Here is a 15,305-nt window from a genome sequence, read left to right as displayed (position 1 = left end):
TTTGAGTTGGGGGTGTGGATGGAGTTTGAATGGGACGTTGCCATCGTCGGCGCCGGAATGGGCGGGGCGGCAATGGGATACGCACTGGCAACCGCCGGGCACCGCGTAGTTTTCATTGAAAAGGGTCTGGCCCACTTTTCGCAGGACGAACGTGACGATCCCGATAGCCTGGACGAAGCGAAGCGCCTGAGAAATGGCCGGTGGCCACAGCAGATTTCCGGCTCGGTGGATGCTCGTCCCGTCAGGTTCTTTCCCGCGCTCGGCTGCGGTGTCGGCGGTTCGACGCTTATCTATGCGGCGGCGCTCGAGCGGTTTTCCCCAAGCGATTTCAAGATCGTCGACAAGTCCGGCAGGCAGGCCTGGCCGATAGACTATGAAAACCTCGAGCCTTTTTATCGCAAGGCGGAGCGCCTTCTGCATGTGCGCGGCAGCCAGGACCCGCTGCAGCCACGATCGGAGGTCATCGAGCCTCCTGCCATGACGCGATGCGATCAGCATTTTTTCGATTCTGCGGAAGCGAACGGGATGCATCCTTATCGAGTCCACACGGCCTGCCGATATATCGACGGGTGCGGCCAATGCGGCGGCTTCATCTGCCATAAATCCTGCAAGCAGGATGCGCGGCGGGCGTTCATCGAGCCGGCACTCGCGACCGGAAACGCCATGGTCATCGATCAATGCAACGTGGAAAAGGTCTCGGCCGACGACGAGGCGGTCACCCAATTGTCGTGCCGGAGGAACGGAGACGAGCTGGCAATCATTGCCAAGCTCTATGTACTCGCGGCCGGCGCGCTTTCGACACCTTTGCTGCTTCTCAACTCCACCAACGAATTCTGGCCGAACGGCCTTGCAAACACGTCGGATCTTGTGGGGCGCAACCTGATGTTCCACGCGTCCGACTTCTTCGCCGTCTGGCCCCGGGGCAGAACCCGTGTTTCAGAGCCGGGAAAGTCGATCGGCTTTCGCGATTTCTATGAGCATCAAGGTCTCAAGCTAGGCGCCATCCAGTCCACGGGCCTGACTGCGACCGCCAATAACGTGCTTCATTTCCTGAAGTCACTGATCGACCGGAACGGCTGGGTCTGGCTGAAGCCGCTCAAGCCCTTCATGCGCATTCCGGCGATGATCGGCGCTCTTATCTCCGGCAACGCAACGATATTCACCTCTATCCTCGAGGATCTGCCCTATCCCGAAAATCGCGTGAAGCCTGATCCGGAAGATGCCGCCAGCATCTATTTCGAATATACGATTCATAACGAACTGCGGCAAAGAATGCAGGCCTTCCGCAAGTTATATCGGCAGGCATTCAAGCGGCACCGGATGATGATGCTCGGGTCCGAAGTCAACCTCAACTACGGCCATGCCTGTGGAACCTGCCGGTTTGGTCCGGATCCCTCCACCGCGGTATTGGATGTCAATAACCGTGCGCACGACCTGAACAATCTCTATGTCGTTGACGCTTCGTTCTTCCCGACCAGTGGAGGGGCCAATCCAAGCCTGACGATTGCCGCCAACGCCTTGCGTGTCGGTGAGCATATTGCTCGGAAATTGTCTACGACAAAGGCGAAACGGACGGAGCCTTGCGTCGTTTCGGATTCCGCGTCCTGACCACGAGCCTCCGAAAGGGGCAACGCCCCCGTCTCGCCCATCAGTGGTTCCTGTTTCGATCGGTTCTGATCCAGGCCGCCCCGCCGGCTTGGAGGATATGACGCGGATAAAGCCTCAGTTTCCTGAACATGTAACCCGGAATGTCTGCCATGGCATGCATGGGAAGCGCGCGCCTGCCGTGACGCCACCAGGCAACCGATAGCGCGATATCGAAAGCAAGAATGCCGATGGTCGAGATCGCAAGTGGCGCGATCGCAATTCCCGAAGTTGCGAGGGGGACTGCGGCAAGCAGCGAGAGCAAGAGAAGCGCTGCCAGCAATGTCAGCGGCGGTATGAGCGCATCGACGACGAGCGCCAGATAGGCCCTGTTCCGCAACGTGTTGACGTCCAGCAAGGCTGAGAAGAGGTGTGCCGCCAGCGCGAAGCGGCCGGCGTTCCATCGGGAAGCCTGCGTTTCGAGGCCTTTCTTCGAATACGGAAACCTGCTGCTGACGGCCGCGGCATCGCAGAAAAGCGGAGCGTGGCCGATCCGCGCGAGGTCCAGCCCAAGCTTCATGTCTTCGACCAGATCGCCGTTCGCAAGCGCGGCGTCCCGCAGGATGGCCCAGGGAAATGCCATGCCCGAGCCGGTCAATTGCGCAGGGAGCCCGAGTTTCGCCAGTCCAAGAAGCCGGATCCGGTTCTTCAGAAGAAATGCGAATTCGGAAACCGCAAGGTTGATGCTTGCGTCCGGCGGCGCGAACATCAGGTAGCGGGATTGCACGGGTCCGTTCGTTGCCGCGGCCATGAGAGCGAGGTTATCGAGTGCGCCCGGCTCCAGCCAGCAGTCGGCGTCGACAATGACGACCACGTCCGGCGGCAGCAGGCCGAGGTACCTGACGCCGGCGTCCAGGGCGTATCCCTTGCCGCGGCGAACCGGATCGAACCGTACGATGACATCCGCGCCCGCTTCACGTGCCAGAGATGCGGTGAGGTCGTTGCAATTGTCAGCCACGACGACCAGCCGATCGCCGTGGCGCATCTGGCTCTGGATGCTGTGCAGGGTATCGGTGATCTGGAGCTCTTCGTTATGCGCCGGGACAAGAACCGCGACTTGCGGCCGGCGCCCGTTCTGACGTGGCGGCCCGCTCCGCCCGCCGAGACTTCCGGCGAGACATTCGATCGCGAAGAAGACAGTCGGAACCAGGACGACGACGGACAATAACAATGCCGTGGCGATCAGTATGTCCTGCTGCATGGCTGCCCCCTCCGACGACGCGTCTCAAGGGGTCAATCATAGCCCGAGGGCCGAGGGTTCTAAGCTGACCACGCTACACCGTTCGAGTGTGCACAGGCTCATCCTATTTCGGGGCAGGTGGAGCCACCGCGAACATGTCTACGCCCATTTGATGGCTGGTGGATCAATTGAAGTCTGATCCTTGCGCCCAACACGGGTTATCCGCTGCAATTCGCAGAACGAATGCAGTCGGTTACGGGAAAGATGGCTGGGATTACTGACCTGGATACGGCCGGCGGTTTCAGCGGATAATCATGCCGGCGACGACATATCCGTCGCGCAGCCTGATCTGGCCCAGCAGCCGGTCCCCCGTCTTGAAGGGCGGGACATCGATCTCGAAATAGGCGGCGAAATGCCCGTCACCGAGGTTCAGCTCGATGCGGATGGCCTCGAAGCCGAACATCGTGCGCGTCAGGCCGTACTGGCACTTGTAGGTGCATTCCTTGGCGCTGAAGATCGCTTTCACCAACCGCCCGCGAATGCCCCATTGCTGCCGGTTGAGCCACTGTCGCTCTCGCGGGGTGCAGATCTCCTGCGCATAGGTGTCGTCAAGCGGCGTCGCTTCCTCAAGGTCGAGGCCGAGAGCCTTGATGCCGTCCGAATGGCGGCCGATGGCGGCGACGCAGCGGGTGGTGGAGTGGCTGATGCTTCCGGCGATCCCGGCCGGCCAGATCGGCGCCCGGTCCGATCCCACGGGTATGGCCATTCCAGGCAGTCCCAGATGGTCCATGGCCTGCCTGGCGCAGATGCGGCCGGCGGTGAACTCCTGCTGCCGGCTCTTCACCGCATTGGCGATCGCCGTTCTCTCTTCAGGATAGAGTTTCGAGACGTCGCCGAGCAGGTCGGCTTCGGCGACCGACACGGAAGGATCGAACATGCCCTCCAGCAGCATGGCTAGACCTTGGTCTCCACGCGAACCAGCGTGGGTCGTCGTTCCATGGCATTGCGCCGCAATGCGGCTCGCTCGGCTGCCCGGCCGAGCTGCAGGTCCGCCTTGCCCTTGCCGGAGATATGGTCGGCGAGGAGGGCAACCGTCGGGAAACGGAAGAGGTCGGTGATCGTCAGATCCGGCGCCAGCTTCGCCTTCATTTCCCGATGGACCTGGACCGCCAATAACGAATGCCCGCCGAGAGCGAAGAAGTTGTCGAATATGCCGACCTTCTCGAGCCCAAGTGCGCGACCGAATACCTCGCTGATATCCCGCTGCAGAGTGTTGGACGGTTCGATGAAGGTGGCCGGCGGGGCCTGGACCCTTTCCGTCGGGGCCGGCAGCTTGTTGCGATCCACCTTGGCGTTCGGCGTCAGGGGGAAGGCCTCCATCGTCACGAAATGCGACGGTATCATCGCATCGGGCAGGGCCTCGGCGATATAGGTACGAAGTTCCTGTTCGGAGACGGACGTCCCGTCGGTGCGGATATAGGCTATCAGGCGCACGTCGCCAGGACTGTCCTTGCGGGCAACCACGACAGCCTCGCGGATGCCGGCGAATGTTCCGATGCGCGCCTCGATCTCGCCGAGTTCGATGCGATGGCCGCGTATCTTCACCTGATGATCGGTGCGGCCAAGGAAATGCAGCACGCCGTTCCGGTCGAAGCGGGCGAGGTCGCCCGTCCGATAGATCCGGCCCTCCATGAACGGGTTGGACAGGAAGCGTTCTTGCGTGAGCTGTTCGCGATTGTGATAACCGCGGGCGACGCCGTCGCCGCCGATATAAAGCTCGCCGACATCGCCGGGCGGCACCGGATTATAGGCGTTGTCGAGCACATAGAGCTGGGTGTTGGCGATCGGATGGCCGATCGGAACGACGCCCGTCGATGGGCCGGCCGTGAATGTCGAAGACCAGATCGTCGTCTCCGTCGGACCGTACATGTTTTCGATTGTCGCGTCGGTGACGGTTCGCAAGGCTGCGAGAAGCGAGCCCTGCAGCGCCTCGCCGCCGAGGAAGAGATGGCGGACATCGCTTAAAGCAGCGCGGTCCTCGTCGATCATCATGAACATGCGGGCCATCGAAGGCGTGCATTGCAGATGCGTGACGCGATGTTTGCGGATTTCTTCCGCAAAACCGTCTCCGGCCTCATCACTGACAGGGTTCTTGCTGGTCTTGACGACTTCGGCCAGCAACGGAAGCCTTTCCAGGACGATATTGTCGGCCAGGCCGAAATCGATGAGGCATGCAATGTCGTCGACGCCGGCCGCCTTGACCTGGTCCAGCCTTTCCAGCGCATCCTCGACGGTACCGAACAGGCCGCTGTCCTCGAAATAACGCAGGAAGGCGAATTCCAGGATAGCGTCCATCTCCTCGGGCGCCAGCGACTGGAGGTCGATATCCATCGGCTGGGCGATGCCCTGCGGCTTCTTGAAGGCCGGAAACGCCCAGGCATATTGCTTGATCAGCGCGGCTGCGCTGCGCAGGTATTCCTTCATCGGGCCGCGCGCCAGATCCCGCACCTCGTCGCGATCTTTGCCGATCAGGGTGTGGAGCATCAATGTGACTTTAAAATCGGCCGGATTGCGGCCAGTCTCGGCAAGCGTCTGCCGGTAGATCCGTATCTTTTCCGCAAGCTCGTCGACAGACTGGCCGAGCAAGTGGGTCAGCACATTGGCGCCAAGCCGGGCCGCTTCCCGGTAGCTTTCCGGATTGCCGGCGGTGGTAAGCCAGACGGGGAGCTCCTTCTGGACCGGACGCGGCTGGGTCACGACCGCAACCGTGCCGGCGCCGAAATCGAAATCGACGCTCTCGCCGCGCCACAATTTGCGGACGACCTCGATATCGCGGGTCAGGCTCGCCTTGTTCTTCGGCGGTGCATTTTCCGGCCGCAGCACGAAATCCTCCGGCATCCAGCCGGAGGCGAAGGCAAGTGCGACGCGCCCGTTGCTGAGGTTGTCGATGACTGCCCATTCCTCGGCGACGCGCGCGGGATGATGAAGCGGCAGAACGCAGCTGCCGGCCCGGATCGAAAGGTTCCTGGTGACAGCCGCGACGGCCGCGCCGGTGACCGCCGGGTTCGGATAGGGGCCGCCGAACGCGTGGAAATGGCGCTCCGGCGTCCAGACGGAATCGAAACCATTGGCATCGGCAAATTTCGCGCCTTCGATCAGCAGCCGGTATTTGTCCGGACCCGATCCGCCGTCATTGCCCCAGTAGAAGAGGCCGAAATCGAGATTGGTACCTCTCCCGGCGGAAGACGCACCCTTCGCCTTGGCTTCGATAATTTCGGAGGAGTGGACGACGACCTTGAAGCCGCGGGCGAGCGTCCAGAAGAGTTCCAGAACCGAGATATCGAAGGAGAGGCTGGTGACAGCCAGCCAGACATTGCGACGATCGGCGGTGCGCGGCACCCGCTCGTCCATGCCGGCGAAGAAATTCACGACGTTGCGATGCTCCAGCATCACGCCCTTCGGAAGGCCGGTGGAGCCGGACGTGTAGATGACATAGGCGAGATTGCTGGAAGTGACATCGGTTGCCGGGCGATCCGCTCCTGCCTGGTTTCTGAGGATATCCTCGACGCACAGGAAGTTGCTGCCATCCAGCGTCTCGGATTTCGACAGCCGTCGCTCGGTCAGGACCAGCTTGGCGCCGCTATCCTTGATCATGAATGCCAGGCGATCGGCCGGAAAATGCGGGTCGAGCGGAATATAGGCCCCGCCCGCCTTCATGATCGCGAGCGCGCCGACGACCAGATCGAGCGAGCGCGGCAGGTATAGGCCGACGGTGACGTCCGGGCCGACGCCCTGGGCCACCAGCGCTTGGGCGATGCGGTTCGCCCGTTCGTCCATCTCGCGGTAGGAAAGGGAACGGCCGTGGAATGCCAGAGCTTCGGCATCCGGCGTCCGGTCGACCTGCCGTTCGATAAGCTGATGGACGCAGGCGGCAGTGTCGTATTCGCGCTCCGTCCGGTTCCAGTCGAAGAGGACCATGTTCCTGTCGGCATTCGACATCAAGGGCAGGTCCTGGAGCAACGCTGCGCGGTCCTCGAACGCCGAGGCCAGGATCGCAAATGCCGTCGCCAAATCCTGCGCCTGCCGTTCGTCGATCCGCGCCCGATCGTAGAGCAGGTCGGCTTTGGTTTCGCTGAGCCGGAATGTCAGGGCGCAGCCCTCGATCTCGTCGGCGATCGCCGGATTGGAGATGTCTGCGACACCGATTGTCAATTCCGGCGCTGCAAGGCCGGGATAACGGTCGACAAGATCGCGGCAATAGCCTTGGCGCTGGTCCAGCACCTTCAACGCCTGATCGACCTGCCCGAGCAGGTCGTCCACCGAGGCCTGCCCCGCGGCGTTGATCCGCAGCGGAATGGACTTCGCGAAATAACCGGGATGGCGGGCGTCGAGATCTGCCAGCCGGTCGTTGGTATAGGCGAGGTCGAACGCTGTCTGGCCGGAAAGACGCACGAGGAAGGCTGCTGTCAACGCGACCCGCTCCTGGCGCGAAAGCTGCCCGGAAAACAGCAGAGGAATGATGCGGATATCCGGTGCCTGGCCGGCTTCCGATGCTTTTATATAGGGAAGCGCGATATCAGCACCGGCTTCGAGCGCACGACGGAAGAAGGTTTCATGCCGCCCAAGAGCGGAAACCGCTTCCGACAGGGCGGTCTTGTCCGCCTCGCTCATAAGCGGCAGGCGATCGCCCGGACGCAGTACCGAAGAAAGCGTGATCTGCCGGGTGCCATCCTTGCGGGCGGCCTCGAGCAGGACCGGCATGTCTGCGGTGCCGATCGTCACACCATGGGCGCCGACCGAGAGGACGAGACCCGGTTCCCCGTTCAGTTCGCCGTCGAGGACGCGAAGGTTCCTGACGGTGAAGACGTCGTCGCCGAAACGAACCTTGGGCGTTGCCAGGGGATTGAGATAGGTGGGGCCGAAATCCAGGCCACGCACCAGGCGGAAAAGCTCGCTTGCCGAGGCCGTGAAATCGAGCGTACCGGCGGCCGAAGGACGCTTGAGCTGTCCGTAATAGGTGCGGGTTGCGAAATCCTGCCGGCGCGGCTTCAAGGTGCCGCGCTCGATATCGCCGAGCATGTCGGAGAAAGTCGCGATCCCGGCTTCGAAACACTTCGTATTCAGCGTCAGCGCCGTCTCGTCCGCGCTGATCTCGAAATGCTGCTGCACGTATATATCGCCTTCGTCGATCCCTTCGGTGATCGCGTGCCAGGTGATGCCGTGCCGGTCATGGCCTTCGAGGATAGCCCAGGCGGGTGTGTTGAGGCCGGCCATGTCCGGCAGCAGGCCGTCATGAAAATTGGCCGCGCCGATGTTCGCGTGTCGCCAGGCCGCGTCGGGAACCATTTTCAGGTTGGCGATGCTGAAGAGCCAGTCGTAGTCGTAATGGGTCAGCTGGGCGGCGTATTCGCCTTCTTGCGTCACGACGGGGATATCCTGGGCCTGCGCCCAGTTTCTGACCGATCCGTTCGACGTCGCTACGGCCTCGATCCTATGTCCGCGCCCCCGCAGAATTTCAGCGCATTGAACCAGTAATAAACCGCCACCGATCAAAACACACTTCAATTCGCCCATAAAGCTTGTCCCCACTCGTTGCTGTTCCAGGCACTCCGATAGAAACGGGGAGCGGTATAAAACTCAACATGCGCCGGAGCACCCATGCGGATGATCGCGCCTAAGCCTGAATTGCCGGCGATACCCGGCTTTCCCCCATACGGATGATCATGGCTTCCAAAGGAGTAATTGCGATTGCGTCTTGGCTGGCAGCACATTGAGGCTGCGGGTTTGCGCTCGCGGATTTCACTGGGAAGCGGAACGAGGCTCGTGGCATCATTGGGGTGATGTCATCAGGTTGGCCTCCGTGGGTTAGGGCGGTGTCGATGCTTGAGGGGTCAAACCAGGTCTGTGCCAGCGATATTGCAATCGTCGGCATGGCTTTGAGAGTGCCGGGTGCGCGTAATGTTTCGGAATTCTGGCAGAACCTGCGAGACGGCGTAGAGTCGGTCCGGACGTTTTCGCCGGAGGACCTGATCGCTGAAGGCGAGGACCCCGAGCGGCTCCATCACCCCAACTATATTCCTCGCGGCGCCGATCTTCCCGATATGGAAATGTTCGACGCGGAGTTCTTCGGCCTGAACCCGAAGGAAGCGGCGATCATGGATCCCCAGCACCGCCATTTCCTGGAATGCGCCTGGGAAGCCATGGAGGATGCCGGCCGGACGCCGAACAATCAACCCGGACCGGTCGGTATTTTCGCCGGCTGCGGCATGGGCAGCTATTTCTATTTCAACGTCTGCAGCAATCGCAACCTGATCGACCAGGTGGGAATGTTCCTGTTGCGCCACACGGGCAACGACAAGGATTTTCTGGCGACGCGAGCCTCCTTCACGTTCGACCTGCGCGGCCCGAGCGTCAATGTGCAGACCGCCTGCTCCACGTCGCTTGTCGCGGTACATTATGCCTGCCAGAGCCTGATCTCCGGCGAATGCGACATGGCGCTTGCCGGCGGGGTGACGATCGAATTCCCGCATCGGCGCGGCTACACGTTCCAGGAAGGCGAGATCCTTTCGCCCGACGGGCACTGCCGGCCTTTCGATCATCGCGCGGCGGGGACCGTTTTCGGAAGCGGCGTAGGGGTGGTCGTGCTTCGCCGGCTTTCGGATGCTCTTCGCGACGGCGATGTGATCCATGCCGTGATCAAGGGCACGGCCGTCAACAACGACGGCAACAGCAAGGCGGGCTATCTGGCGCCGAGCGTCAGCGGGCAGGCCGAGGCGGTTCTGGAAGCTCAAGGGCTCGCAGGTGTCGATGCCGACACCATTCAATATGTCGAGTGCCACGGTACCGGCACGTTCCTCGGCGATCCGATCGAGATCGAGGCGCTGACGGCGGCCTTCAGGCAGAGCACCGACCGGACCGGCTTCTGCCATGTCGGATCGGTCAAATCGAATATCGGCCATCTCGATACGGCAGCCGGCGTCGTCGCTCTGATCAAGGCGGCGCTTGCCGTCAACGAGGGTGAGATCCCGCCGACGCTCGGCTTCGAGCGCCCCAATCCCTCGATCGATTTCGAGAAGAGCCCGTTCCGGGTCAACAACAAGCTGGTGAAGTGGCCACATGCGCCGGGTCCTCGCCGGGCGGCCGTCAACTCGCTCGGTGTCGGCGGCACCAATGCGCACGCCATCATCGAGCAGGCACCGACCCGTTACGTGGCCGATGCGGAGATCGGCGCCGATTCCGATCCGATGTTGCTGTTCCTTTCGGCCCGCCAGCGCAAGACGATCGACCAGGCGGCCGAGCGGCTCGGCTCGGCGATCTCCGGCCAACCCGGTCTTTCGCTCGATGACGTCAGCTATACGCTGCACCATGGCCGCAAACATTTCGACCACCGCATGGTGGTCGCGATCCGTGGTCGGGAGGACGCCATTGCGGTCCTTGCGAACCCCGGCAGCCGCGGTTTCGTTCATCAGTCCGTGCCGAACAATTCCGGCGCCATATTCCTGTTTCCGGGCGGCGGCGCTCAATATGTCGGCATGGCCAAGCGGCTCTACGAGGAGGATCAGACATTCCGGCGGAGCGTCGAAGAGGGGCTTTCCCATCTGCCCATCGACGCGGCAAATGAGATCCGCACGGTGTGGCTCGGCGAGAACTCCGCAACAGCTGCGAAAACCTTCCTACGCCCCTCGCTCCAGCTTCCGGCCATTCTGATCACCGAGATCGGCTTGGCCCGTCTATGGATGGATTGGGGCGTCAAGCCGAAGGCGCTGATCGGCCACTCCATGGGCGAGAACGCCGCGGCCTGTGTTGCCGGCGTGATGTCCTTCAAGGACGCCGTCAACCTGGTGCATCTGCGGGGCAAGCTGTTCGAGACTATCCGGCCCAGCGGCATGATGAGCGTGCCGCTCGATCACGACCGGCTTTCCGAGCTCCTGCCGCCATCGCTCGACATCGCTTCGGTCAATGCGCCATCGCTTTGTGTCGTGTCAGGCCTCAACGAGGATCTCGACCTCTTCCGGGAGTTTCTGGCCGGGCAGGGCATCGACGCGACGCGCGTGCCGATCAACATCGCGGCGCATTCGCGGCTGGTCACGCCCATTCTCAAAGCCTTCGAGGCCTTTCTGCGCGGTATTACTCTTCGCGCACCGGCCATTCCGATCCTGTCGAACCGTACGGGCCTGCCGCTGAGCGCCGAAGAGGCGACCGATCCGATGTATTGGGTCGAACACCTTCGTTCGACCGTCTATTTCGCGAATGGCATGGCAGCGCTTTCGGCGGAGCCGGGACGTATCTATATCGAAGTGGGTCCCGGGCGCGTTCTGTCGTCATTGACGAAGGCGCAGGGGTCGATCCCCGCAAACCAGGTGATCAACAGTCTGCCGCATGCCGACGAGGCCGGCGACGATCGGCTCCATTTCCTCTCCGCCGTGGGGCGTGCGTGGGCGACTGGCCTTGAGGTCGATATCGACCGCCTGTGGCAGGGCCGTTCGCCGCGCCGGGTCCGGCTGCCCGCCTATCCGTTCCAGCACAAGCGCTTCTTCATAGACCGCGCCGGAGCGAATGAGAGAGGCAAGAGCGCCGAGCCCGTCCTTTCGAAGGAACCCGATATCGCCCGCTGGGGCTATCGCCCCTCCTGGAAGCAGACGCTGGCTGACTACGAGCTGGGCGCTGAGAAAGAGGCGCAGTCCTGGCTCTTCTTCCTCGACGAGACCGGGGTCGGCCAGAAGCTGGTCGAGGCGCTGAGGACGGCCGGCCACCGTGTCGTCACGGTGTCCCTGGGCGACGCTTTCATTCGCCGCAGCGTCGAGGATTACATGCTCTGCCCGGAACTGGGCCGTGCCGGATATGACGCCCTGATTGCCGGGCTTTCCGGTGATGGCAGCCTGCCCTCGCGTATCGTGCATATGTGGCTTCTGACCCAGGCCGAGACCTTCCGGCCCGGCTCGAATTTCTTCCATCGGAACCAGGAATGCGGTTTCGACAGCATGCTGCATCTCGCCCAGGCTCTGGGGGAGGCGGCCAGCATTGCGGACATGCATTTCACCGTCATCACCAACGGCATGCAGCAGGTCTCGGGCGAGCCGCTGCCCTATCCCGAAAAGGCCACCGTTCTGGGGCCCAGCCTAGTCCTGCCGAAGGAGATGGCCGGTGCCACGGTCAGGGTGATCGATATCGATCTGCCGCCCAAGACCGAGCGGAGCGACAAGCGGTTCTCCTTTGCGCGCATGACCGGGCGGGTCGAGAAAAAGGAGGCCGCGGAGCCGGCGGCGCTGATCGAGCAGCTCTGGGAAGATCTGCATGCCAAGCCAGGATCCGAAATCGTCGCGTTCCGCAAAGGGCGGCGCTGGTCGCAGGTCCATCAGCGGCTGCCATTGAATGACGTATCGTCCGAGCAGGCGACACTGCGCGACGGCGGCGTCTACTTCTTCTCCGGCGGCTTGAGCGACGTCGCTTTGGCGCTTGCCGACGAACTCGCCGGGCGGTTCCGGGCGCGGATCGTGCTTGTCGGCCGCACGATTCTGCCGCCGCGGGAAAGCTGGGAATTCTACGATCGCACCCACGGCCACGGCGTCGTTCGACGGGCGATGTCGGCGATCCGAAGGCTTGAGGACAAGGGGTCGGACGTTCTTTATCTGGTCGGCGATGTCGGCAATCCGGAGCAGATGAGCCGGGCGGTCGAGACCTCGCTCTCCCGGTTCGGGGAAATCAACGGTGTCTTCCATGCGGCCGGAACGGTCGATGACGGCCTGATGCAGACCAAGACACGCGACAGCATCGACAAGGTCCTGACGCCGAAAGTGCTCGGCACCACTGTGCTGGATACGGCATTCGTAAACGTGGCACTCGATTTCTTCCTGATGTTTTCCTCCACCAGCACCGATGTGGTGCGGGCAGGGCAGGTCGATTACGTCGCGGCGAACGCCTATCTCAACGCCTTCGCACAGAGCCGTTCTCATCGCACCGACCGCGCCACCGTCGCGCTGCATTGGGGCGTCTGGAATGAAGTCGGTCTTGCGGCACGGGCGCTTGGCGCCTCCGAAGGCGACGGGTGGATCAAGCCGGTTGCCGGGCCAGCTGCCGGTCCGTTCTTCCAGCACTGGAAAGAGGACGAGACGGGATTACCCTGGCTCGAGGCGCTGGTCAGCCCCCAAACGGAATGGATGCTCGACGAACATCGGCTGCTTTCTGGCCAGGCGGTCATGCCGGGTACAGGTTATCTGGAGCTGATTGCACAGGCGTCCCGGGAATACGGACTTCCGTTCGAAGCGGAAGTGGCGGACCTCGTATTCTTGAGGCCGCTTGCCTTCAATGACGGCGAGATAAAAGCCGTTCGAGTGCGGTTGGAGCCGGCGGCTGCGCATTTTCGCGTCGTGGTTCTGGCAGGCCCGGCGGATAGCGAGGATGCGCTGTTCGTCAAACACGCCGAAGCCGTCCTCAAGCCGCAGGCGCAACAGAGGCGCAGCGCGGTCGACATCGCCGCTGTCGCCTCTCAATGCGACGGGTCACGGGTCGCCGGAGGCGGGAGCACGCTTCGCGCGGTTCAGGAGAAGCATATCCGCTTTGGCCCCCGCTGGGCCGTCCTGCGCTCGATGGCGATGGCGCGCGGCAAGGCTATTGCGGAATTGAAACTGGACTCGATCTTTGCCGACGATCTTGCGAAAGGCATCCTGCTGCATCCCGGCCTGCTCGACATCGCGACCGGCTTTGCCATGGAGCTTGCCAAGGACTACGACGCCGAGACCTCGCTTTGGGCGCCGGCAACCTATGGCCGGGTGGTCCTTCACCGGCCCCTGCCGGCCGAGGTCGTGAGTATCGTCGAACTCGCCGACAGCAGCGATTTCGGCGAGGGTTATGCGGCCTTCGACGTGACGATCGCCGATCCCCACGGCAATATCATCTTCGAAGCCGAAAAATTCGTCATGCGCAGGTTGGAGAACGATCTTGCGCTCGGTCACGCAGCCCAGGCGGACGCCCCGGCTGCTGCCAAAGCGAGGCCGGCCGCGCTTTCTCCGGGGATGTTGAAGCTCGGCACCCAGGTGCGCAACGGTATCCTGCCAGCGGAAGGTTTCTCGGCGCTGCAACGTGCGCTCGCCACATCCGAACCTCAGCCGATCATCAGTTCGATCGATCTCGAAACTCTGCGCGAATGGATTGCCGCCTCTGCCGAAACCGCGACGCCGTCCGGCGACAATTTTGAGAGGCCGGACCTCGAAAGCGAGTTCGTCGAGCCGCGCAATCCGATCGAGGAAGCGCTGGCCGGCTATTGGCGGGAGCTTCTCGGCATCGCCAAGGTCGGCATCCACGACAGTTTCTTCGACATGGGCGGGCATTCGCTGATCGCGGTTCGCCTGTTCCGGATGATCAAGAAACAATATGCGCTCGACCTGCCGATATCGACGCTGTTCGAGGCGCCGACCATTGCCCAATGTGCGGAGCGCATCGTTGCGGAATTGCCGGATGGTGGCGAAGCCGCAGGATCGGAGCTCGCGGCGAGTTTGCCGACGACGACGGCAAAACCCGTTCATCTGGTACTGATGAACCCCGGTAAGAATGCGAAAGCAACTCCGCTGTTCATCTGCGCCGGCATGTTCGGCAATGTCCTGAACCTTCGCCATCTGGCGATGACCATGGGTGCTGACAGGCCGGTCTACGGATTGCAGGCCCGCGGACTCTACGGCGACCACGAACCGCACGCGACGTTCGAAGAGATGGCGGCCGACTACATCGCCGAAATCCGCACGGTGCAGCCCAACGGACCCTATCTTCTCGCCGGGTACTCGGGTGGTGGCATAACCGCCTTTGAAATGGCCCAGCAGCTCCAGGATGCAGGAGAAGAGGTTTCCCAGGTGATCATGCTGGACACCCCCATGCCGCGGCAGCCGGGGCTGGGCCTGCGCGACCGTATCAGCATGAAATTGCAGGATATGCGTCGACACAAGATGAGGTTCGTTGGCGCCTATCTGAGGGACCGTCGTGCCTATCAGGAGCAACAGCGCGTCAAGTCCGAGCTGGAGCATCAAGGTGAATCGCCTGAGTATTTCAACAATGTCAGGATTGAGATGGCGTTCAGGAGAGCGTTGCTCAGGTATGATGTCAGGGCTTATTCCGGCAAGGTCACGTTGTTTCGTCCCAAGCCCGATATCTTCTATAGCCTTGGTGGCGGCCGTTACCTGAAGCAGAACCGCGATGTACTGCTGCCTGACAACGGGTGGGCGGGGCATGTACCGCAATTGCGGGTCTCGGAAGTGCCGGGAGACCACGACAGCATGGTGCTCGATCCGTATGTTCGGGTGCTCTCCGAGCACATGCGTGCTGTTCTTGAAGCCTCCGGTGTCTCGGCGGCGCTCCATGGGGCCGCCGATGTGGATGCCAAGGTTCAAAGCAGAGCGCCGGCCCGGGTCGCCGAGATTGCTTAGCCGATGAACGATGGCCGGATCTCGAAGATACCGTTCCCGCAATTGCCAAGACCTGCCCGGGGCATGCT

The 15,305-nt window shown here is 62.3% G+C and carries 5 protein-coding genes; 2 read left to right on the top strand and 3 right to left on the bottom strand.

What is annotated here, in order from left to right; all coding sequences use genetic code 11:
• The first annotated feature begins 18 nt into the window (after positions 1-18).
• Positions 19-1,608: a GMC family oxidoreductase gene (locus C5J22_RS20465; RefSeq protein WP_105439706.1), complete on the top strand. Its 1,590-nt coding sequence runs from the start codon at positions 19-21 to the stop codon at positions 1,606-1,608.
• A gap of 40 nt (positions 1,609-1,648) precedes the next feature.
• On the opposite strand, the gene C5J22_RS20460 is transcribed toward C5J22_RS20465, so the two are convergent.
• The 3 genes from C5J22_RS20460 to C5J22_RS20450 all read right to left on the bottom strand — a co-directional run bounded on the left by C5J22_RS20460 (position 1,649) and on the right by C5J22_RS20450 (position 8,248).
• Positions 1,649-2,845, bottom strand: a complete 1,197-nt coding sequence (locus C5J22_RS20460) for a glycosyltransferase family 2 protein (protein ID WP_105439705.1) — start codon at positions 2,843-2,845, stop codon at positions 1,649-1,651.
• A 280-nt stretch (positions 2,846-3,125) separates the two neighbouring features.
• The gene (locus C5J22_RS20455; protein WP_105439704.1) at positions 3,126-3,776 is read right to left on the bottom strand and encodes a 4'-phosphopantetheinyl transferase; all 651 of its coding nucleotides are present in this window, start codon (positions 3,774-3,776) and stop codon (positions 3,126-3,128) included.
• 2 nt (positions 3,777-3,778) lie between these two features.
• Entirely contained in the window at positions 3,779-8,248 is a 4,470-nt protein-coding gene (locus tag C5J22_RS20450; RefSeq protein ID WP_105439703.1) for a MupA/Atu3671 family FMN-dependent luciferase-like monooxygenase, read from the bottom strand.
• Positions 8,249-8,703: 455 nt separating this feature from the next.
• Between C5J22_RS20450 and C5J22_RS20445 the strand changes: the two genes are divergently transcribed.
• A complete protein-coding gene (locus C5J22_RS20445) occupies positions 8,704-15,237 on the top strand; it encodes a type I polyketide synthase (RefSeq protein ID WP_245440479.1) in 6,534 nt (2,177 codons plus the stop codon).
• Positions 15,238-15,305: the final 68 nt, after the last annotated feature.

Origin of the sequence: Neorhizobium sp. T25_13 (assembly GCF_002968675.1) — a bacterium.
Lineage (GTDB): Bacteria > Pseudomonadota > Alphaproteobacteria > Rhizobiales > Rhizobiaceae > Neorhizobium > Neorhizobium tomejilense.
The sequence above is the reverse complement of the archived record's forward strand: the minus strand, read 5'-3'. Positions and strand labels throughout refer to the sequence as shown.

Coding starts and splice junctions, on each gene's coding strand:
- C5J22_RS20465 (WP_105439706.1), top strand. CDS start 19: ATGGAGTTTGAATGGGACGTTGCCATCGTCGGCGCCGGAATGGGCGGG.
- C5J22_RS20460 (WP_105439705.1), bottom strand. CDS start 2,845: ATGCAGCAGGACATACTGATCGCCACGGCATTGTTATTGTCCGTCGTC.
- C5J22_RS20455 (WP_105439704.1), bottom strand. CDS start 3,776: ATGCTGCTGGAGGGCATGTTCGATCCTTCCGTGTCGGTCGCCGAAGCC.
- C5J22_RS20445 (WP_245440479.1), top strand. CDS start 8,704: ATGCTTGAGGGGTCAAACCAGGTCTGTGCCAGCGATATTGCAATCGTC.